The sequence below is a fragment of the Flavobacterium ustbae genome, from assembly GCF_003946915.1.
GTDB classification, from domain to species: Bacteria; Bacteroidota; Bacteroidia; order Flavobacteriales; family Flavobacteriaceae; genus Flavobacterium; species Flavobacterium ustbae.
Genome location: NZ_RPOC01000003.1, coordinates 106,247 through 129,777 on the forward strand (window position 1 = coordinate 106,247; position 23,531 = coordinate 129,777).

A 23,531-nucleotide genomic window follows, 5' to 3' on the forward strand; every position below is an offset into this window, starting at 1 on the left:
ATGAGAAATCTTGTAAAACTGTTTTCTTTCTTACTACTATTATGTTTTTCTACACTGCAGAGTCAGAATTTCAATCAAGAGGAACTTACCTATATTGAGTTCTTGGGATATGTAAAAAAATACCATCCATTGGTAAAACAAGCCAATCTTGAAGTATCTAATGCTCAGGCAAAACTGATGACTGCACGAGGCGGATTTGATCCAAAATTGGAAGTAGATTACAATAAGAAAGAATTTAAAGGAACAGAATATTATTCGTTATTAAACAGCAGTTTCAAAATTCCGACTTGGTACGGAGTGGAGATTAAGGCAGGTTTTGACGATACAAGCGGAGAGTATTACAACCCGCAAAATAGAACTCCAGAAGCGGGTTTAACTTCGCTTGGAATCAACGTTGCTCTTGGTCAGGGAATGTTTATAAACCAAAGAATGGCCGATGTGAGAGAAGGAAAACTTCAGGTTAAGCTAAGCGATGCACAGCGAAAACTAAGAGCTATCGAAGTTTTGTATCAGGCTAGTGAAGCTTATTTTGAATGGAGAAGAAGCTATAACGAAGCCGAATTGTACAAAAACTATTTAGGTTTTGCCAGCGCTCGTTTTGAAGGAGTTAAAAAATTAATTTCAGCAGGAGATTCACCAGCAATTGATAGTGTTGAAGCTAAAATTACCGTGCGAAACAGAGAACTGAATGTTGAAAATGGAAATTTAAAACTAGCAAAGGCAAAACTAAAACTGGCTAATTTTTTATGGATCGAAAATGTTCCGGTTGAATTGGGAGATTTAGTAAAACCAGAGCAAAATCTAATACAAACCATTGAAGAAACCTTAAGAACTGATGCCATGATGGTCGATGTAGAATCATTAGATTCACACCCAAAAATACAGTCTCTAGAAACTAAAATGGATATTTTAGAAGTCAATCGTCAGTTAAAAGCCAATTCATTGCTTCCGAAGGTAAATGTAGGTTACAATTATATTTCAGAACCCAATTATTGGAATAATTTCAACGCAGATGATTATAAGTTTAACATCGATTTCAGTTTCCCAATTTTCTTGAGAAAAGAACGTGGAAGCTTAAAAATGGCAAAACTGAAAATTCAGGATATGCAATACGATATTGGACAGCAGCGATTGGAGCTTAAAAATAAAATCAAAGCTCAACAGACCGAAATTGCTTCTTTAAGAAAACAAAAAATCGTAATCGATAATCTGGTAAACGATTATATGACGATGCTGAATTCTGAAGAAAAATTATTCTCTTTTGGTGAAAGTTCGATTTTCTTAATCAATTCGAGAGAAAATAATCTGGTAAGCGCAAAGCTTTCGCAGATTAGTTTAGAAAACCAATTTTATATTTCGAATGCCGAATTGTATAAAATATTGGCAAATCCAGATTAAAAAATCTAGACAATCTCATTCAACATAGGGAAACGTATAGAATCTCTGTATTGTGTTCCAGATTTGAACATAAAACAAATCGCTCCTCTGCATATAATAGCTCATTATATTAATTTTCAGAATTTAAATTCAAAAAAGCTTCAGAACTCTTTCTGAAGCTTTTTTATTTAGAAAATAATCCAAACTTCTTTCTAAATTTGAAAAAAAAGAAATTTATCAAAAACATGAAACAAGCAATTTTCAATGCTGTTGTGCATACGGGTGACGAAATAATAGAAAACGGAGTTGTAATTGTAGAAAACGGAACTATTATTTCGGTACAAAAAGAAATTCCAAACGATATTGAAACAATCGATTTAAAAGGAAATCACCTTGCTGCAGGATTCATAGATATTCAGATAAATGGAGGAGAAAAGTATTATTTCAGCCAGACTCCAAACGAAGAAACCATTCAGGATATTTATGATGCCAGTATGAAATACGGCACCACACATGTTTTACCTTGTTTAATTTCTTCTTCGCGAGAAACCATTTTGCAAGGAATTGAAGCTGTTCGCGATTACAGGAAAAAACATAAAAATGGCGTAATCGGAATGCATTTGGAAGGTCCATTTTTGAATCCGCAAAGACGTGGCGCGCACAGTATCGATCAAGTTCGAAAACCCACCAACGAAGAACTTCAAGAAATTATCAGCAAAGGAAAAGACGTAATAAAAGTCATTACCATTGCTCCAGAATGTTTTACAGAAGAACAATTGAATATGCTGATCGAAAGCGGTATTACAATCTCTATCGGACATTCGACCATAACCCACAAAGAAGCACAATCTTATTTTTCGAAAGGAATAAATCTTGTTACACATTTATTCAACGCCATGACGCAGTTCGGACATCGCGAGCCTGGTTTGGTTGGCGCCGTTTTTGAAAATGATGAAGTGTATGCTCCAGTTATTTTAGACGGCGTTCATTGCGATTATGCAGCGGCCAAAATAGCGTATAAATTAAAACAGGATAAATTTTTCTTAATTAGCGACGCAACGTTCTTAGGCCAAAAAGTGACCGATTTTAAATGGGATAATTTTGATGCTCATCTAGTAGATGGTTTTTATAGAAATGAAGACGGAAATCTAGCAGGCGCTTCAATCTCGATGGAAGAAGCCGTACAAAATGCCTTTAATAATCTGAACGTTTCGGCAGATGAAGCCATAAAAATGGCAACTGCAAGAGTCGCGGCGGCAATTGGCATGAAAGATAAAATAGGAAAAATTAAATCTGGTTTTCCTGCAAGTTTTGTTCAGTTCAATTCTGATTTATCCGCAATCAAAACTTTGGATTTGAGACAATAAATTTCTAAAATCTGACTTTTAAGTATAGTGGGTGTTGGTATAAACTTACGGTTAGTATATTTTATATTCGTATTTTTCTTGCAATAAGCTTGTTTATACCAAGCATATTTATAGTTTTGTACGATAATTTAACCCCAAACCTACTTACTTACTGATGAGAAAAAACACTCACTTTTTTGTACTTGTCCTATTGGCAAGTATTATTTTTGGCTGTAGTGATGATGGCGAAACCTACAAGCCAAATTACCTGCCAAGCATTGACGCTTCGGTTTTGCCAGCAGAAAACAAGCCAATGACAATGTTTGAAGATGACGAAAGTCCTTCAAAAATGTACGACAAAACAGACCGCTGGTTTCGAGTAAACGAACCGTTTCAAGTGATTCAAAAAGGAAAAGATTCTGTACAAGTTTCACTTTATTCTCCAGTCGGATTGACCAATGTAAAAGTCTACGCAAAATTGCCTAATTACGATAAGAAGTTTTTGCTTTTTAGCTTTTCTAAAGTACCTGCTTTTCATCGTTCATTTCACAAAATTCCATTGACAGAACAGAAAAATGACTATTTATTAGAAACAGGAAATACTGTAACTATAGATAAGATTGAAGGATTTTCGTCTGGAGCAATTGAATTTTCTGTAGAATCGGAAGATCCTTTATTTCAGAAATTCAAAAAAATAAAATCGAACCATTTAGTTCAGTTTCATGATGGCTACCATATTAACGAATTGGGCAAATTTCTACCGATGAATCCGGCTTTGGCAAAAGAAGCTATTGCCATGATTATTAATTATTCGTATGCACTGAGCCATCCCCTGTATTACAGCACTTTTACCAATTTTGATAAATACAAACAAGAGCAAGCGGCGACAGCTGGAACAGCAATAAATGGTGCATTAAATTGGCACGGAAATGCTGACGATGTTGATGGCGTTTACGATTATTATTCTAAAGAAGAAATCGAAAAAATATATTGGAATTACTTGGATAAAAGACCCGTTTGGATGGCTATGGTAGGAGGAGATTCTGCTTGGGGTGGAGGAAATCTTGCATCGCAATGGGAATCGGGTTATGTAACCGGACATTGGTTAGGAGAAATGTCGGTTTGGTCTCACGAATATTCGCATCATATTGGCTTTAACCACAGCAGCAATCTCGCAAACAGTGGAGAGGGCGGAGGACAGCAGGAAATGCTGACTCATTTTTATAAATACCTAATTCATCTGAAAGATCTTCCGTTTACAGATCCAGAGGTTTTAAAAACGTATGCCAAAACGGCTTATGTAAAAGGAAGTTATAAAAAACCAGTATTTAAAATTGATCCTAAAAACCCATTTTTGCTGAAATATAAAGGCGAAGGAAAATGGAACTAAAATATATCTTACACATGAAACATATTCTGCCCCTAATCCTAGCGCTTTGTCTCTTTACCAATTGCAGTAAAGAAGATGTTGCGTCTAAAGATTACACCTATTATTATCCGACGGATGAAGCGTCAATTACAAACGAAAATATTCCTGGAAGTACAGAAGCATTTGATCCAAAGGGAATTGCTGTTGCCAATGAAAAATTATATGTAATTAACGGAAATGTTTTAGAGGTTTTTAATGCTCTAACACTCGAGCACCTTAAAACCATAAAAGGATATAAAAAAGGAACTACAACCATTCCGCTTACAAGTTTGACTTCGGTTAGTGTAGACAACGGCCGTATTTATGTAGGAAGTACAGAATCAAGATTATTTGTTTTTGATGAAAATACAAATGCAGGAATCAGCACGGTTGGAAACGGGCAGTGGTGGCAAACTTTTGTGCATGTTTTTGGCGTGGTGGCAAAAGACGGATTGGTTTTCGTAAAAGAAAAAGAAAAGAGCATTAAAGTTTTTGAAGCTTCTCAGATTACCGAAACAAGCGATTGGAATTTGCAGCCTATTGCAAAACTGAATACGCTAAACGGATACACAGAAATATATTCTATGGATGTTTCTGACGGAAATTTGGTTGTAGCAGGAAGAGATGCAAAAAGCTATTTATATTATAATATAGCCAACATTAAAGCCAATGGTACAGCTTCGATGACAACTGCAATTGAACCACAAAAAGTGCAATTTGTAGATGTTAAGCCCATTGCCGTTTCTTTTAGCAAAGACTGGGCTATAACTTCAGAAAATGTGGGCAGTGCATCTTATTTAAAATTGTATCCAAAAGCAGATTTCGTTAAAATGAATTACAAGGCAACTTTAAGCGTTTCAGATATTTTAGGAAAAAATGCATTCGGAACCCTTGTAGGAACAGCTCAGCTTGAAGACCGTATTTTCTTGTCTGATAATACCAATAAAAAAATCAGAGTGATCAAACTGAATAAATCTGTAATTGCAGAACAAAATAATTAAAATTAAATTCCAATCCCTAAGCTTCGGGATAAATTCCAAATTCCAAACCTGAAGCTTCAGGACAATTGGAATTTGGAATTTTTTTATTGGAGTTTTATTCCCATTTGGAATTTGGAATTTCAAAATTGGAATTTTCATTTCGATTTGGAATTTATTTCAAAATAACCTACTAGATTGATAGGGAAATAAAAGTTTTAACAATTTATACACTAAAATTGAAAATAACTATTTAAATTTGCAGTCGCTATGAAGAAACAGAACCAGAAAATGAATAATTATTATCGTGACAGTATGATGTGCTGTGCGGCAGTTATGGTATTTATTGATCTGGCTTATATATAAAAGAATAAAATTTATTTCGAAAGCCTTTCAACTTATTTATGAAAGGCTTTTTTGTTTTTTAAAACTCAAAAAATGATTGAATTAAAAAATGTGACCAAAACTTTTCATCAGAAAGACAAAATTGTTTCGGCTTTGTCTGATGTCTCGCTTAGAGTTCCTGAAGGGAAAATTTTTGGTGTAATTGGAACTTCAGGAGCAGGAAAAAGTACGCTGATTCGCTGTGTCAATTTGTTAGAAAGACCAACTTCTGGTGAAATTATAGTTGATGGTAAAGCGCTAATGCAATTGTCAAATGCAGAATTGGCAATTGAAAGAAGACAAATCGGAATGATTTTTCAGCACTTTAATCTGCTTTCTTCTAGAACTGTTTTTGATAATGTGGCTTTTCCGCTTGAACTGGCAGGAACTCCAAAAAGCGAAATTAAAACGCGTGTTTTAGAATTATTGCAGTTGGTAGGTTTGGATGAAAAAGCAAACGATTATCCAGCAAGTCTTTCGGGCGGTCAGAAACAAAGAGTTGCCATTGCGAGAACTTTGGCCAATAATCCGAAAGTACTCTTGTCTGATGAAGCGACTAGCGCATTAGATCCTGCGACAACAAGATCGATTTTAAATTTATTGAAAGACATTAATAAACGTCTGAATATTACAGTTCTATTGATTACGCACCAAATGGAAGTGGTAAAATCTATTTGTGATGAAGTGGCCGTTATCAGCCACGGAAAACTGATAGAGCAGGGAAGTGTAGGCGAAATTTTTGCAGATCCAAAACACGAACTGACAAAAGAATTTATCGCTTCGTCTTTACATATCGATATTCCAGAAGTTTATCAGGATAAATTGCAAAAGCAGGATAACGGAAGTTTAAATCCGTTATTGAAATTGGAAATGACAGGAAAATCGGTTAACGAACCAGTGATTTCAGAAGTGTCAAGAATTTTTGACACCGATTTCAAAATCGTAAGTGCACAAATGGATCAGGCAGGCGAAGTTAATTTTGGTGTAATGCTGATTGAATTGTCAGGAAAACGCGAAAATTACGATGCGGCGATTCAATATTTTAATTCAAAACACATTAAAACAGAAATTTTAGGTTATGTCTGATTCTATTATAGATTTATTGCTAAAAGGAACATGGGAAACCATTGTTATGACTTTTGTATCGGGCTTTTTCGGTTTTTTATTAGGACTTCCAACAGGAATTTTACTTTTCTTGACTCGTAAAAATCAGATTCTGGATCAACCCGTTTTAAATAGAACATTGTCAGTTATAGTAAATGTTTTTCGTTCAATTCCATTCATTATTCTAATCGTTTGGATGATTCCGTTTACGCGTGCCATTGTGGGAACTTCAATTGGAGTAAGCGCCGCTCTGGTTCCGTTAAGTATTGGTGCAGCGCCATTTATTGCGCGTTTGGTAGAAAATAGTTTGCTAAGCCTTCCGTCAGGATTAATCGAAGCGGCAAGAGCATTAGGCGCAACACCTTTTCAAATTGTGTACAAAGTATTATTGCCAGAAGCATTACCTTCTTTAATCAACGCAGCTTCGATTACTTTAATCACACTTGTCGGATATTCGGCAATGGGTGGAGCAGTCGGCGCCGGCGGATTAGGACAAGTCGGCTATCAATATGGATATATAGGTTATGATGCTGTAACCATGAACTCTGTTCTGGCTTTATTGGTAATCTTAGTATTCATAATTCAGTTTGCAGGAGATAAATTATCAAAACGATTTGATCATAGATAGTAGTCAATTAGTACTTAGCACTTAGCTTTTTTTAGTACTTAGAAATAAGTTTGAACATAAAAAACTAAGGACTAATCACTAATTACTAAGGACTTAAAAAAAATAAAAACATATAAAAAATGAATATACTTAAAACAACAGGAATAATAGCTTTAGCACTTGTTTTATCAAATTGCGGAAATAAAAAAAATAATGATCCTCATTTTATTAAAGTGGGCGTTGCTTCTGGGCCAGAATTAAAAGTGGCTGAAGCGGCTAAAAAAGTAGCGAAAGAAAAATTCGGATTGGAAGTAGAATTGGTTTCCTTTAACGATTATGTAATTCCGAACGAAGCTTTAAGCCAAGGCGATATCGATGCCAATGCTTTTCAGCACAAACCATATTTAGACGAGCAGTCTAAACAGAGAGGCTACAAATTGGCAATTATCGGAAAAACATTTGTTTACCCAATTGCAGGATATTCAAAAAAAATAAAAAGCCTTTCTGAATTGAAAAACGAAAGCACGATTATTATTCCGAACGATCCAACAAACGGCGGGCGTTCGTTATTGCTTTTACAGAAAAACGGATTATTAAAACTGAAAGAGGGCGTTGGTTTGTTACCAAAAGTGACTGACATTGTTGGCAATCCTAAAAACTTAAAAATATTAGAATTAGAAGCGCCTCAATTGCCTCGTGCTTTAGATGATGAAAACGTTTCTATCGCCATCATCAACAATACTTTTGCTTCTGCTGCAGGATTGGTTCCATCTCGTGACGCTTTGTTTATTGAAGACAAAGAGTCGCCATATGTGAATTTGGTTGTGAGCCGTGAAGACAATAAAAATGAAGAAAAAGTAAAACAGTTTTTACAGGCTTTTCAATCTCCTGAAGTAGAAAAAGTTGCAGAAGAGCAATTTAAAGGTGGAGCTGTTAAAGGATGGTAATTTGAATTAGGAGTAGTTCCGCTAGGAACTGAATATCGGTAGACGTGATCATTTTTTTTCTACCGATATTTTATTCCTAACGGAATATTATAGATAAGCAAAATAGTTCCGCTAGGAACTGAATATCGCTAGCCAAATGTTTCGTTGAATATTTTTGTCCCGTTAGGGACTATATTTAATACGGTTTCTTTCGAAAATTTATTTCATTAGAAAATTCGATAGCAACAAATATATCGGCAGAAATAAATATTCTGTCGCAAAAAAAATGATTTACCATTTTTATATTAAAATGCAATCCTTACGGGATATTGTAACGTATAGGTGATCATTTTTTTTACCGATATTTTATTCCTAACGGAATATTATAGATAAGCAAAATAGTTCCGCTAGGAACTGAATATCGGTAGCCAAATGTTTCGTTGAATATTTTTGTCCCGTTAGGGACTATATTTAATACGGTTTCTTTCGAAAATTTATTTCATTAGAAAATTCGATAGCAACAAATATATCGGCAGAAATAAATATTCTGTCGCAAAAAAATCGATTTGCCCTTTTTATATTAAAATGTAATCCCTACGGGATATTGTAACGTGACGTGATCATTTTTTTCTACCGATATTTTATTCCTAACGGAATATTATAGATAAGCAAAATAGTTCCGCTAGGAACTGAATATCGGTAGCCAAATTTTTTACAAGGATAAAGTTTACGCAGATAGATACAAAATGATTTCGTCATGAAAATTTAAGCAAATAGTTCCGCTAGGAACTGAATATAGGTAGCCAATTGTTTTGTTGAATATTTTTGTCCCGTCAGGGACTATATTTTTTTACGGTTTCTTTTGAAAATTTATTTCATTATAAAATTCGATAGCAAACAAAAATATTCGGCAGAAATAAATATTCTGTAGAAAAAATGATTTGCCATTTTTATATTAAAATGTAATCCCTACGGGATATTTAATGTATGGGTGATCATTTTTTTCTACCGATATTGTATTCCTAACGGAATAATTATAGATAAGCAAATAGTTCCGCTAGGAACTGAATATCGGTAGCAAAATGTTTCGTTGAATATTTTTGTCCCGTTAGGGACTATATTTAATACGGTTCTTTCGAAAATTTATTTCATTAGAAATTTCGGTAGCAAACAAATATGTTCGGTAGAATAAATATTCTGTGGCAAAGAATTGATTTGCCCTTTTTATATTAAAATGTAATCCCTACGGGATATTGTAACGTGACGTGATCATTTTTTTTCTACCGATATAATATTCCTACCGGAATATTATAGATAAGCAAAATAGTTCCGCTAGGAACTGAATATCGGTAGCAAAATGTTTCGTTGAATATTTTTGTCCCGTTAGGGACTATATTTAATACGGTTCTTTCGAAAATTTATTTCATTAGAAATTTCGGTAGCAAACAAATATGTTCGGTAGAATAAATATTCTGTGGCAAAAAATTGATTTGCCCTTTTTATATTAAAATGTAATCCCTACGGGATATTGTAACGTGACGTGATCATTTTTTTTCTACCGATATTATATTCCTACCGGAATATTATAGATAAGCAAAATAGTTCCGCTAGGAACTGAATATCGGTAGCCAAATGTTTCGTTGAATATTTTGTCCCGTTAGGGACTATATTTTTTACGGTTTCTTTTGAAAATTAAATTGAAAATTTGATAGCAAACAAAAAAATGGGTTACCACAATTTCAAAACAGCTACTTGTTTTATTTTATATAAAAAATAGCGTATAGTATTGTTTTTCAGTCTTGTATGGGTAATTGTTTATTTGTGCTACATGTAATTTTGCATTGTTAATTTCTAAGAACAATTACAATGAAAATTTTTAGCTTGTTTGCATATTCGTTTTTTATTTTTTTTGGAACTCCAAAAGAAAATAAAATTGGAGAACCACTAAGTCCCGAAATGGAACGCTTTAATACCCAAATTGATCAAGTAAAAAGTACAATTGCAAAGGATAAAACCTACAATGCGAAAATTGCTTTTTTAGTTGACATGAAAATTAAATCTGGTAAAAACAGATTTTTTGTTTACGATCTTGAAAACAATAAAATTATTGAAGAAGGTTTGGTCGCAAATGGTTCTGGCTCGGAGACCGGTGTAAGAGGAAATTTAAAATTTAGTAATGAGCCCAATTCAAAATGCACTTCTTTAGGATGTTATGCAGTCGGGCAATCGTATAGAGGAATGTTTGGCAAATCCTACAAGTTATATGGTCTTCACGAAACCAATAGCAACGCCGCCAAAAGAGCCATCGTACTGCATCCTTATTCAGCTGTTCCAAATGAAGAACAGGATTATTATATCTACAATAGTCAAGGCTGTCCAATGGTTAGCGAAGCTTTTTTCAAAAAATTGGAAAAGATTATTGACAGCTCTAAATCAAAAATAATTTTGAGTATTTATTATTAGTTTTTTTAAAGGTTTAAAGGTTCTAAGGTTCTGAGGTTCTGAGGTATAGAGGATTCAAGTTTTTTTGTTGCATTATATCTCATAATTCATAATTCATAATTTTTTCCTGATAACTTTATAAAACAAATCTTTGATTTTGTAAGACTTACGTTTTTTAGATGGACTAAATTGGAAGTTCAATTTTTAAAACAAAAGCCATGAGATCAATTTGGACAGGTTCGGTAAGTTTTGGATTAATTAATATTCCGATAAAGATGTTTTCGGCAGTGCAGGAAAGCAGTTTAGATATGGATATGCTTGACGCGAAAGATCATGCCAATATCAAGTTTAAACGTGTTAATGAAGGAACGGGCAAAGAAGTTGATTTTGGAAATATTGTAAAAGGCTACAAACTGGATGATAAATATGTCATTCTAGAAGACTCTGATTTTGAAGCCGCCGATGCTATTAAAACCAAAACAATTGACATTGAAAGTTTTGCTTTCGAAAAAGAAATCCAAAGTATTTATTACGAACAGCCTTATTATCTTGAACCCGACAAAGGCGCGATGAATGCGTACGGATTACTTCGTGATGCACTCGAAGCTTCAGGAAAAGTTGGTGTTACGAGATTTGTACTGCGAAATAAAGAAAGTCTGGCAATTTTAAAACCATACAAAAATGTTATTGTTTTAAACCGAATTCGATTTGAACAGGAAATTCGAAGCACCGAAGAATTAAAGCTTCCGCCAATGTCTAAGAAATCTACAAAAGAAATGGATATGGCCGAAAAATTAATCGATCAACTGACGGAGAAATTTGATATTTCGGGTTTTAAAGACGAGTATACCGCTAAGCTTTTGGATATTATTAAAAAGAAAGCCAAAGGAAAACCGCAAAAAGCAGCTCCAAAATTAAAAGTTGTGCACAAACAAAGCGACGATTTAATGTCGATGCTAAAAGCAAGTTTAGAAACTAAAAAGAAAAAATCGTCTTAACTGTTCTGACTTTCTTCTAGTTTGTGAATAATCTTCTTAATATTGGCTCCTTTAGATAAAACGGGTTTCCATAAATCGCCTTTTTTCTCAAAACGTTTCAAAACATTTTTGATGGTAAATTGCGATGGATGCAGTTTTTCATTCACTTCGCTCCATTCTAAAGGAGTTGAAACCGTTGCGCCAGGTTTTGGTCGAACAGAGTAAGGCGCTGCCAAAGTTTGTCCGCGTCTGTTTTGCAAAAAGTCAATATACAATTTGTTGTTTCTTTTTTTGATGCTTCTCTCCACAGAGGTAATATCTGGAATTCTAGATTGCACTTCTTTTGCGATCAATTCGCCTAAGATTTTTATAGAATCATAATCATATTGCGCGCCAAGCGGAATGTAGATATGAAGCCCAGAAGCGCCTGATGTTTTGCACAAACATTCGGTTTCCAATTCGTCTAAAACTTCTTTTACAACCAACGCAGTCTGAACCACTTGTTTAAAATCGTCTTTTGCAGGATCTAAATCAATTACGAGCCAATCTGGATTGTGAATATGTTTGATGGTAGAATTCCACGGATTCATTTCGATACAGCCTAAATTAGCCATATAAAGCAATGTTTCTTTGTTGTTGCAAATGAGATAATCGATATCGGCATTGTTTGATTCAGAGAAAATCTTTTTGGTTTTAAGCCATTTCGGAATTTTATCGACATCTACATCTTTTTGATAAAAACTAGGTCCATCTATTCCGTTAGGAAAACGGTTCATCGATTCTGGGCGGTCTTTCAAGTAAGGAAGAATCAGTTCTGCAACTTCGTCATAATATTGTACAATATCTCCTTTCGTGATTTTATCCTTCGGAAAATAAACTTTATTCTGATTGGTAAGATGTAAAACTGTTTTTCCAACTTTCAAATCGAAATCATTTTCTGTTTTGCCAGCTGTTTTGTTTTCTTTTGTAGTTGTCATTTCTTTTTGGTTTAGTTTTGCTGTAGTTTCATTTTTAAAAGACAGAAGAACTTCTTCAGCTTTTTTGTCTATTCGTATGCCGAGATAAACGGGATGCCTTAAATGTTGATCTTGTGTCCATTCTGAAAATTTAACCTGACAAACGATTTTTGGTTTTACCCACTGAATTTTGTCTCGTATCGGAATTTTCGCGTCAAGCGGAGATGCAGCAATAAAAAGAGGCTTCAATTTGGTATATAAATCTTTTAATGTGCTTTCTGTAAAACCAGTACCGCATTTGCCAATATATTGCAGTTTTTTACCGTCATATTGTCCCAAAAGAATAGCGCCAAAATATTTTCTCGAATTTTTAGGTTCGGTAATGCCGATAATGATCGCTTCTTCTTCATTTGCTGTTTTTATTTTCAGCCAGTTGGTACTTCTTCGATTTACGGTATAGTTACTGTCGGCTCTTTTGGCAATGATGCCTTCCGTTTTATTTTTAACCGCTTTTTCAAACTGTTTTATTCCGTCGCCGACTGTATGCTCCGAATAGAAAACATTCGAAAACGAATATTTATTAAAGAGAATTTTAAGCAGTTCTTTTCGTTCCAAAAGCGATAATTCGGTAATGAGATTCCCATCCAAATTCAATAAATCAAAAACATAATACTTAAGATTGCCAATTCCGGTTTTCATATAATTTTGAAGCAGCTGAAATTCTGCTTTTCCGGCTTCATTTTCAACCACAATTTCGCCATCCAGCACCACATTATGATCTATTTTGGTGAGTTCTTCGGCAATAGGTTTGAAATTTTCATTGAAAGAAATTTCGTTTCTGCTGAATAAATCAACTTTCTGTTCGTTAACAACGGCAATGGTTCTGTAACCATCGTATTTATTTTCAAAAATCCATTCATCATCATCAAAAGGTTTTTCACGAACGCTGGCAAGCATCGGTTTTAGAAATTCAGCTTTTTCTGTTTTTGTGTCAGACTTTTTTTTTACTTCTTTCTTTTTAGTCGTTTTCGCCGAAGATTTTTCTTTTGTTTTTGAAGCCAATTTTTCGGAGTTTTTCTCCAATTGTTCCAGACTTCTTTTAGAAATAACCGATTTATTTTTTTCTAAAATATCAGCATCAGAAGCATACTTGTCATCTTTCTTAATTAAAAGCCAAGCATTTTCCTGTTTTCCATGTAGTTTAACTAACGAAAATTCACCTTTTAGTTTTTTGCCTTTTAGAATAAAACTCAAACGGCCTTTTGCAAGATCTTTCAATAATTGCTTTTCGTCAGAAGCCGTTTTTTCGTCAGAAGTATAAGTTCCGTTATCCCAAACAATTACATTTCCTGCGCCGTAATTGCCTTCTGGAATTGTTCCTTCAAAATCTTTATAACTATAAGGGTGATCTTCGACCATCATGGCCAGACGTTTTATGTCTGGATCCAACGATGGACCTTTTGGTACTGCCCAACTTTTTAGAACACCATCCATTTCCAGTCTAAAATCGTAATGAAGATGAGAGGCAGCATGTTTCTGCACAACAAAAATCAATTCGCTTGCCGATTTTTCGATCTTTCCTTTTGGTTCGCGAGTTTGTTTAAAATCTCTTTTCTCGTTGTATTTGGACAGTGACATAAGCTTTTGCGGGTATTAAAACATGAGCGGAATGGCATAGAGCGCCGTCGCGACAACTCCAAAAATAATATGGGCAAAGAACAGTTGAATATAATAACCTTTAAAATCAATCGGGGGTTGATGATTGGTCATTTTGAATATAACTATCCAACTGAGTATTCCAATTACACCACTGATAGCTCCTAAAATAAGTGCACTTAGTGGCGAAATTGGTAAAATGTCCTTTACCCATACTATATGATATCCCATAACAAATAGAAAACCAATAATGTAATGTATCAGCCATGCCCAAGTATTTTGTACTTTTTTAGAAAGGCTGATATTTGTTTTTTGCAGAGCAAAACTCAATAAAACAGGCTCTTTATACAATTCTCTAAAGCTTTTCGACATCGCATAACTAAACCAAGTCATTGCCGATGTCGCCCCAATTGCAACAAATATTAATTGTATAATTAGATATAAAACCATAAGTCGTTTTTGTTTGAAATGAAACTCTATCTCAAAGTTACTTTTAGAAAGCTTTTTTCTGTTATAGGATTAAAACTTGTACTTATATAATTATAAGTAATGTGTTGATTTAATTTGTGTTATGATTCAAATATTGTAAGCCTAAACTTTAATTGTATAAATTTTAGCTCTCAAACCAATTTAACTTTGTTAGTCTATTTTTTGAGAAATGCCTCACAGCCAAATAGGAAATGTACTAGTTCATTGAATGATAAATTGTAAAAAATCAAACAAAAAATGAAAAATTCAAAAAAAACAAACCAAGACAATGCTGATGGAAAACAGAGTGATTTAGAATTTAATAAATCACATGCTGAGAACGAATTTTTAACAACTAATCAAGGGGTTAAAATTAATGACAACAACAATTCTTTAAAGTCTGGAGAAAGAGGACCTTCTCTTTTAGAGGATTTTATATTAAGAGAAAAAATCACTCATTTTGACCATGAAAGAATTCCAGAAAGAATAGTACACGCAAGAGGTTCTGGCGCTCATGGCTATTTTGAACTTTATGAACCGATGGGAAAATATACTAAGGCAGGTTTTTTAAACGATACGAGTATTAAAACACCTGTTTTTGTTCGATTTTCTACTGTTGCGGGTTCAAGAGGATCTACAGATTTAGCCCGAGATGTTCGTGGTTTTGCCGTAAAGTTTTATACTCAAGAAGGTGTTTTTGATTTGGTTGGGAATAATATGCCGGTATTTTTTATTCAAGATGCCATGAAATTTCCCGATTTGATTCACGCTGTAAAAGCAGAACCGCATAACGAAATTCCGCAAGCTGCTTCGGCACACGATACTTTTTGGGATTTTATTTCGCTAATGCCCGAATCCATGCACATGATTATGTGGGTCATGAGCGACAGAGCGATTCCAAGAAGTTTAAGAATGATGGAAGGTTTTGGTGTTCATACTTTTAGATTTGTTAATGATAAAAATGAAGCTCATTTTGTAAAATTCCATTGGAAACCGAAATTAGGAACACACGGAGTGGCTTGGGATGAAGCGCAGAAAATATCAGGGAAAAATTCAGATTTTCATAAACAAGATTTGTGGGAAGCTATAGAAGAAGGAAATTTCCCGGAATGGGAATTAGGAGTGCAGATTATTCCCGAAAGTGACGAACATAAATATGATTTTGATTTACTAGATCCGACAAAATTAATTCCAGAAGAATTGGTTCCCGTAACGATTATCGGAAAAATGGTTTTGAATAAAAATCCCGATAACTTTTTTGCAGAAACAGAGCAAGTTGCTTTTCATCCAGGACATATTGTTCCAGGAATTGATTTTACAAATGATCCGTTATTGCAAGGGAGGTTATTCTCGTACACCGATACTCAGTTGTCTAGATTAGGAAGCCCAAATTTTCATGAAATTCCAATTAACAGAACCATCGCTCCGATGCATAACCACCAGCGAGACGGGCACATGCGCCAAGAAATCGCTGTTGGTAAAGTAAGTTATCATCCTAATTCTTTAGGTGGCGGATGCCCTTTTCAGGCAAAAATGGATCAAGGTGGTTTTACGAGTTTTAACGAACGTGTAGATGCGCATAAAGTGAGAGAAAGAAGCAAAAGTTTCTCAGATCATTTTAGTCAAGCAGCGCTTTTTTATAACAGTCAGACGCCAATTGAACAAGATCATATTGTGAGCGCTTTGTCTTTTGAACTTGGAAAAGTTGAAACTGTAGCCATTCGAGAAAGAATGCTCGGACTTTTAAATCAAGTCGATGCTAATTTAGCGGCAAAGGTTGCTAAAAATCTAGGAATTCCAGTTCCAAAAAATCCTGAAAAGCCAATGAATCACGGTGTAGGAGCCGATGATAAAGGAAATCAAGAACCTAGTAAAGCAAACCAGAATATAGTGCCATCAGATGCTTTAAGCATGCTTAAAAATCCGACTATTTCTAATACGATTGCAACAAGACAAATTGCTTTTTTATGTAATGAAGGCGTAAATGCAGATTCGGTTAAAGTGATGAAAACAGCCTTGAAAAATGCTGGAGCAAAAGCGGTCATTATAGCACCGCATCTAGGAACAATTGTTTCTGAGGAAGGCACAGAAATTCCAGTAGAACAGACTTATAAAATCGCGGCATCTGTACTTTTTGATGGCGTTTTTATTCCGTCAGGAAAAGGAATTGCTGACCTTTCAAAAATTAAAGAAGTAAAAGAGTTTTTGAATGACTCGTACCATCACTGCAAATTTATTGCGGCAGAAGGCGAAGGAGCAAAGATTATAAAAAACAACAGCGATATAAAAGAGGATCCAGGAATTTTATTGAGTGAAAATCATTCGGATAAAAACTTAAATGTTTCTTTTATAAAGGCTTTAGGAAGACACCGTTTCTGGGAAAGAGAAAAAAATATTTAATAAAATAAGAAATGGCTGTCCCAAAAGACAGCCATTTTTTTGATCGGAACATAAGAAATTTCAACACAATCTTTTTAAACCTTGGTTTCGCATAGAGGAATCCCCCATTGTGTACCCAAGGTTGAAACCTTGGGCTATGTTTTAGATTCGAAATTAAAAACGAGGCTAATTATAAATTTAGCCTCTTTTCTATGTGCATTTAAGAGAAGTGAAACGTCTTTTACACGGTTCTAAAAGCTATGTTTCTATGTGTTAAAAATAAATCATTTAGACAAAACAATCTCCAAACATTCATCCAAAATAGAAACTGCCTTTTCCATTTCTTCCATTTCCAAATGTCCAAATCCCAAGCGGGTTGCAGTAAGATCTTTGGTTTGATACAAAATAGTTTTTGGCAGAAACAAACCATGATTTGCACATTCTTTCTGAAATTGTATCAGATTAAAATGATCCAGCCATTCTACCCAAATTGCTAAACCTCGAGGCGGAACCTTAAATTTTATATTGCCTTTTAGCTTTTCATTTAAAAAAGCAACAAAATGATCACGGCGTTCTTTATAGATTTTTTTGTTTTTTTTAGAAAGACGGTGGACTTCGCCTTCCGTAATCCATTCGGTTAAAACTTGTTCTTTCAGCACATCGATTCTTGGTTCTAGAATATTTTGATGTTTTTCGAGTTCTTTTATAAATTCTGCAGGAGCGGCAACAAAACCATAACTGAAACCAGACGGAAGCGATCTTCCGAAAGAACCAATATAAACCACTTTCTGATTCGAATCAAAAGCGGCTAAAGGTAGAACGGGATTATTATCGTAATGAAAATCAAAATCATAGTCGTCTTCCAGAATCACAAAACCGTATTGATTAGCCAATTCCAGCACTTCGATTCTTTTTTTCGCGCTAAGCGAAATAGTCGTCGGATAATGATAATTGGATGTTAAATACAAAACCCGAATTTGTGTCGATTCGCAGATTTCTTTCAGTCGTTTGGTGTCAATTCCGTCCTCATTTACAGGAATAGAAATAATTTGCGCTCCAGTATTGGTCAGCGTCATGTTTGACATATAATAGCCTGGAGAAGCAACCGCCACTTTGTCGCTAGGAGCGATAAGGACTTTAGTCACGAGATACAAAGCAATTTCGTGACTGCTTGCGGTAAGCAGATTTGAAGTCGAAATACGAATGCCTCGCGTAAGATTGAGATAATTAGAAAAGTGCGTTTTAAAATTCAAATGCGAACGAAATTCTATTTGCTCATAGGTTTTAGACGTTTTTCTTCTTTTTAATTTAGAAACGTACAACCGAGCCAAAACATCAGTTTGCACTAATCTTAAATCGGGCATTCCGTCATTAAATTGATGCGGAAGAGTACTGATTTCTAACGGATTTTCGAGAATGGTCGAACGCTGAAAACTAAAACCGACATTGTCTTTGGATATATTTTGTTCTTTCGAAATCGTAAATTCTGCTGCGTTTTTTTGCTTTTGCTGTGATAAAATAAAAGTTCCTTTATTTGGAAGTGTTTCAATCCAGCCTTGAGATTCTAAATCTTGAAAAGCTTTGATTAAAGTATTTCGGTTAACAGAAAGGACTTTGCACAAGATTCTTGTACCAGGAAGTTTGGTGCCTTCAGGAAGAAAACCCGTTTGTATGGCTTTGATAAACTCAAAAACAAGCTGCAGGTATATTGCAGTGCTTTCTTCTGGTTTAAGCTGAATAAAGCTTTTAAAAGGAATTTCAACCGGACTATCCATAATTTAAAATCTGATACTTTGATTAGTACGGCAAGATACTGCTTTTCTCAAAATTTTCAGGAAAAAGAAAAGCAGTTTCCATTATACAAGTATCAGAAATCATAACTAACAAATAATTACGTTAGTCCAGTTGAAATTATTTTGAAATAAATAAAATCTAATAATCTGCTAAAATCTTTTTAAATCTGCGTGAAATATTTTGCGTACAGATTTTTTCACGCAGATTTAAAAAGATAAAAGGAGATGTACGCAGATTAAATGTAACCTGCTGGAAAATAAAAAGATTATTAAACTTTAAAAATCAGTTTCTTTTTATAGAAAATCCACAAAATGAACGACCAGAAAACAGCATAAGACAAAGCATAAGCCAATGAAGCATTCATCGGATTTTCAAAACAAGGCACAATTGCATGATCGTAAATGTACGCCTGAAGTCCAATCTCTTCTCCAGCAGCTTCAGGGTTGGCTACTTTTATCGAACTTAAAACTCTCGGAATTATTCCAGAAAAGAAAAAGACAATCATTGGGTTTACGCCCCAAATCAAGAACAATTTCGTCCATTTATTATAACCTTTCACATCAATTATAAAATATAAAAATGTCAATGAAATAGTCGCAATTCCCGCTGTATATAGAACATAAGAACTTGTCCAAAGTGATTTGTTGATCGGGAAAAAGATGTTCCAAATTAAACCGCCAATTACTAACGCAACTCCTGTAATAGCTGTCTTTTTTACGATTTCTATTTTAGTAGCAGATAAGTTTAAAAGCTGTCCGATATACATTCCTAAAATTCCAGTTCCAATGGCTGGCAGCGTGCTCAAGATTCCTTCTGGATCCCAAGTTTTAGACGATGCCCATAAATGACCGTTTAAAAGCGTGTCGTCTACCCAAGCTGCCAAATTGGTTCCTTTATCAAAATTAGCGGCACCAAATCCAGGAACGGGAACAAAAGCCATTAAAAGCCAATATCCGATTAAAAGTGTCGCTAAAACTAAAAGCTGTGTTTTTAAATTGGTTTTTAAATACAAAATTGAAGTAAAGAAATACACAATTGCAATTCGCTGTAAAACGCCAGGAATTCTCGTGTCTTCAAAATGTTCTAATCCGCTAAATGAAAGCCCAATTAGTATTATAAAGATCCCTACGGCAAGAATAGTTTTTACTTTCATAGTGAAGTTTCCTAAAAGTGCGTAAGCCACTGCAAAAGCAATTACTAATCTCAGCCCTAATAACGGAATTCCTTCTAAACCAAAAAGATGAATTCTGCTGAAAAAGCTTAAAAACAATCCTAAGCAGAAAATTCGAAGCGAGCGGACTAAGATTTTATTGAAAACATTTCCGTCAAAATGTTTTACTGGCATTGCAAACGGAATCGCTGTTCCCATTATAAAAACAAAAAACGGGAAAACTAAATCGGTTGGCGTACAGCCATGCCATTCGGCGTGCTCTAAAGGCGGATAAATAGATGACCAGCTTCCCGGATTATTAACGATGGTCATCAGGAAAATGGTAAATCCTCTAAAGACATCGAGTGAGGTTAAACGTTCTTTTGTCATGGGGTTTATATTTTATATTTTAGATGTTATATTTCAGATTTCAGATTTTGGAATTTGGATTTGGGATTTGGAATTTTAGATTTGGAATTTGGACTCGAGCGATAGCGAACAGGCTAAGCAATTTAAAATTTGGAATTTTTATTTTACTATAGCATCTTGAATTATCTGCTGAATTTCTTCTCTAATTTTTCCTTTTGCTAATTTATTTTCGTCGTTTACCACTTCAGGATAGGTTCTGTTGGATAGAAAAACATAGACAATTTCGGTTTCTGGATCTGCCCAAGCCATGTTTCCTGTAAAACCAGTGTGTCCGAAACTTGCTTCTGAAACGCAATTGCAAGTTGGACCGCCTTTGTGGACTCTTTTATCAAAACCTAAACCTCTTAGAACACCTTCATTTTTGTAATAGCACGTATTGAAAGCATCAAAAGTTTGAGGCGAAAAATATTGAACGCCGCCATAATTTCCTTTTTGTAGAAAAAGCTGCATCATTTTGGCTACATCCATACTGTTCGAAAAAATTCCGGCGTGGCCTGCAACTCCGCCTTCCATTGCGGCTGCCATGTCGTGCACATAACCTTGAATAGTCTGATGCCTAAAATAATTGTCAATTTCAGTTGGAGCAATACTGCTTTTGTCAAATCGGTCTAGCGGATTATAAAGCGTATTGTTCATTCCTAATGTGCTGTAGAAGTTTTCTTTGCTAAGATCTTCCAATTTTTTATGCGTTTTTCTTTCTAAATATTCTTTTAAAATGATAAATGTAAAATCGCTGTATTTGTATTCTTTTTTTGGAGAAATCGGACTATCCGCAATGATTTTCATAATCGTATCGTGATAGTCATTTCGAATATAAAGATTCTCGGCAACTTTAGTTGTAAAGTCAGGGCCTGCTATTTTTCTATAATATTTTTCAGAAGGCTGATTGTTGCTGTCTAATGTCGCTTTGTAAAACGGAATCCAAGCCTGAAGTCCCGCGTAATGGTTTAGCAAATCTTTGAAAGTGATGTTTTCTTTATTGGTTTTGGCAAAAAACGGCAACATATCTTTTAATGGAGTATCTAGCGTTACTTTGTTTTTATCATACAATTGCATCACATTTGGCAATGTCGAAATCATTTTTGAAATCGAAGCCACATCGTACAAATCGCTATCTGTTACTTTTTTACCGTTATCATAGGTTTGCGTTCCGTACGATTTCTGAAAAATTACGTTTCCTTTTCTCGCTACCAAAACCTGCATTCCTGGAGCCATTTTTCCGTCAATTGCTTTTTGGGCGACAGAATCTATTTTCGATAAAATGGCAGGATTCATTCCAGCATTTTCTGGAGCTGTAAAAGCTAGACGATTCAGTTTTTTGGTCGTTAAACCATCATTTACATGAAAGAAATCATTAATAGAAACAGGCAGTTTTCCTTTGGCTGCGATGGCACCAAAAAGCAATTCTGCTGAAACCACTTGGCTAATATCTGAGTTTTGATACGAAACTACTAATCCTTCAATATCATCAAAATCTTTGATAGATAATAGAGAATACGGTTTTGCAAAAATGTCTAGAATTACATCGTTGTGTTTTGCAATTTCTTTCAGCCAAAGCATTTCGGTTAAAGTAAATTCTTGTTTTTCCCAAGCTTTATTTACTTTATGATAACTGATAATAACCTTGTCAAATTTTCTCAGTTCCTTATTCAGACTGTCCAAATTGCTGTCTTTGACTTCTGTAATATTGGTATATTTTTTTAAAGTCGAAACAAAAGTGCTATTGGTATCTTCACCCAATTTGATGTACGCAATTTTTTCGCTTAAATCTTTTATCGGAAGGATTTCTTTTTCATTTTTTAAAACGGTAATGGCATTTTCATATAATTTATAATGCAGCGCATCATTTTGCGTTGGATTTAAATCTTCATACAAATTATTTAAATCGATTGGTTTGTATTTGTTTAAGCCCGCTTTATATTTGAAATGCAATATTTTTTTAACCGAATGCGCTAATCTTTCTTCAGTAATTACTTTTTCGTTGTAAGCCACTTCTAGTTTTTGGAAAGCTACAGGCACATTTTCTGGACAAAGTAAAATATCATTCCCAGCTAAAAGAACTGCAATTTCCAAATCTCCAGGACCTTTAAAATTGGCTGCGCCTTTCATTGCTAAACCATCTGTAAAAATCAATCCGTTGAAACCTAATTCTTTTTGTAGCAGATTGGTAACCACATTATAAGAAGCCGAAGAAGGGCAGTGTGGCTGTGATTCTAAACTCGGAATATTAAGATGCGCGACCATTACAGAAGCCAAACCTTCGTCGAATAATTTTTTGTACGGATACAATTCGACTAAATCCATTCTTTCTTTAGTGAAATTAACTATTGGCAAGGCATGATGCGAATCGGTTGAAGTGTCACCGTGACCTGGAAAATGTTTCCCTGTACAGAAAACGCCATTTCCTTGAATTCCTTTCATTAAGGCAATCGCTTTTTCACTGACATTTACTTTATCTTCACCAAAAGAACGGTTTCCGATAATTGGGTTTTTAGGATTGGTATTAATATCCAAAACAGGAGCAAAGTTGAAATGAACGCCGATTCGTTTATTTTCGGCAGCCATATTTCTTCCCACTTTTTCAATTAAGCTCAAATCCTGAATCGCGCCCAAAGTCATGTTCCAAGGATAACGATAAGTAGAGTCTAAACGCATGGCTAATCCCCATTCGGCATCGATTCCGATCATTAAAGGCACTTTTGCTTTAGACTGATATAAATTGGTCAATTTTGCTTGACGAACAGGTCCGCCTTGGAAGAAAATAACGTTTCCTATTTTATAATCTTCAATCAGTTTGCTAATCTGATTAACGTGTACAGAATCTTTATTCGAATAGGCAGAAACCATAAATAACTGTCCGATTTTTTCCTGAACGGTCATTTTATTGTAAATGCTGTCTACCCAAGCGGTTTCTTGATCAGAATCTTTAAAGAAAGTTTTTTTCTCGGCACTATTTTTTTGAACGTAAACAACGGTGTCTTTTAAAGGAATATCCTTTTTGGCATCGGTTACGGTATTTTTTTTAGAAGCGCAATTGGTTATTAAAAATACAAAAGTGGCGTATAAACTGATTTTTAGAAATGAATTTTTCATATAATTATTTTTTAAAATCAATTTGAATTTAAGTAGGAAATCCAAATTGATTCATCAA

The 23,531-nt window shown here is 34.6% G+C and carries 15 protein-coding genes; 10 read left to right on the forward strand and 5 right to left on the reverse strand.

The features are described from left to right. From EG814_RS06230 to ku, 9 genes are all read left to right on the forward strand, one after another. Positions 1 to 1,398 (forward strand): TolC family protein, encoded by a 1,398-nt coding sequence (locus tag EG814_RS06230; RefSeq protein WP_125720009.1) that lies wholly within the window; start codon positions 1 to 3, stop codon positions 1,396 to 1,398. A gap of 224 nt (positions 1,399 to 1,622) precedes the next feature. Beyond that, entirely contained in the window at positions 1,623 to 2,744 is a 1,122-nt protein-coding gene (nagA, locus tag EG814_RS06235; RefSeq protein WP_125720011.1) for an N-acetylglucosamine-6-phosphate deacetylase, read from the forward strand. Positions 2,745 to 2,898: 154 nt separating this feature from the next. Next, positions 2,899 to 4,113, forward strand: coding sequence for a hypothetical protein (locus EG814_RS06240; protein ID WP_125720013.1), 1,215 nt, complete (start codon positions 2,899 to 2,901; stop codon positions 4,111 to 4,113). Next, positions 4,104 to 5,132, forward strand: coding sequence for an NHL repeat-containing protein (locus EG814_RS06245; RefSeq protein ID WP_125720015.1), 1,029 nt, complete (start codon positions 4,104 to 4,106; stop codon positions 5,130 to 5,132). Before EG814_RS06240 ends, EG814_RS06245 begins: the two co-directional genes overlap by 10 nt. A gap of 414 nt (positions 5,133 to 5,546) precedes the next feature. Next, positions 5,547 to 6,578, forward strand: a complete 1,032-nt coding sequence (metN, locus tag EG814_RS06250; RefSeq protein ID WP_125720017.1) for a methionine ABC transporter ATP-binding protein MetN — start codon at positions 5,547 to 5,549, stop codon at positions 6,576 to 6,578. Next, positions 6,571 to 7,224, forward strand: coding sequence for a methionine ABC transporter permease MetI (locus EG814_RS06255; protein ID WP_125720019.1), 654 nt, complete (start codon positions 6,571 to 6,573; stop codon positions 7,222 to 7,224). The genes metN and EG814_RS06255 overlap by 8 nt, the downstream gene beginning before the upstream one ends. Positions 7,225 to 7,343: 119 nt before the next feature. Continuing rightward, positions 7,344 to 8,150, forward strand: a complete 807-nt coding sequence (metQ, locus tag EG814_RS06260; protein WP_125720021.1) for a methionine ABC transporter substrate-binding lipoprotein MetQ — start codon at positions 7,344 to 7,346, stop codon at positions 8,148 to 8,150. 1,845 nt (positions 8,151 to 9,995) lie between these two features. After that, a complete protein-coding gene (locus tag EG814_RS06265; protein ID WP_125720022.1) occupies positions 9,996 to 10,592 on the forward strand; it encodes a murein L,D-transpeptidase catalytic domain-containing protein in 597 nt (198 codons plus the stop codon). Between the two features lie 197 nt (positions 10,593 to 10,789). Further along, positions 10,790 to 11,569 (forward strand): non-homologous end joining protein Ku, encoded by a 780-nt coding sequence (ku, locus tag EG814_RS06270; protein WP_125720024.1) that lies wholly within the window; start codon positions 10,790 to 10,792, stop codon positions 11,567 to 11,569. Here the strand turns inward: ku and ligD are convergent. Together ligD and EG814_RS06280 are read right to left on the reverse strand one after the other, a co-directional pair. Further along, entirely contained in the window at positions 11,566 to 14,142 is a 2,577-nt protein-coding gene (gene ligD, locus EG814_RS06275; protein WP_125720026.1) for a DNA ligase D, read from the reverse strand. The genes ku and ligD overlap by 4 nt on opposite strands. A 15-nt stretch (positions 14,143 to 14,157) precedes the next feature. Further along, complete coding sequence (locus tag EG814_RS06280) at positions 14,158 to 14,610, reverse strand: hypothetical protein (RefSeq protein WP_235830921.1); 453 nt, start codon at positions 14,608 to 14,610, stop codon at positions 14,158 to 14,160. 276 nt (positions 14,611 to 14,886) lie between these two features. Between EG814_RS06280 and EG814_RS06285 the strand changes: the two genes are divergently transcribed. Beyond that, a complete protein-coding gene (locus EG814_RS06285) occupies positions 14,887 to 17,028 on the forward strand; it encodes a catalase (protein WP_125720028.1) in 2,142 nt (713 codons plus the stop codon). A 263-nt stretch (positions 17,029 to 17,291) separates the two neighbouring features. Here EG814_RS06285 and EG814_RS06290 read toward each other — a convergent pair whose 3' ends face one another. From EG814_RS06290 to EG814_RS06300, 3 genes are all read right to left on the reverse strand, one after another. Then, positions 17,292 to 18,782 carry an aminotransferase-like domain-containing protein gene (locus EG814_RS06290; RefSeq protein WP_125720030.1) on the reverse strand — a complete coding sequence of 497 codons (1,491 nt, stop codon included), beginning with the start codon at positions 18,780 to 18,782 and terminating at the stop codon, positions 17,292 to 17,294. 287 nt (positions 18,783 to 19,069) lie between these two features. Next, complete coding sequence (locus EG814_RS06295) at positions 19,070 to 20,341, reverse strand: acyltransferase family protein (RefSeq protein WP_125720032.1); 1,272 nt, start codon at positions 20,339 to 20,341, stop codon at positions 19,070 to 19,072. A 138-nt stretch (positions 20,342 to 20,479) separates the two neighbouring features. Further along, positions 20,480 to 23,473, reverse strand: coding sequence for a glycoside hydrolase family 3 N-terminal domain-containing protein (locus EG814_RS06300; protein WP_125720034.1), 2,994 nt, complete (start codon positions 23,471 to 23,473; stop codon positions 20,480 to 20,482). Positions 23,474 to 23,531: the final 58 nt, after the last annotated feature.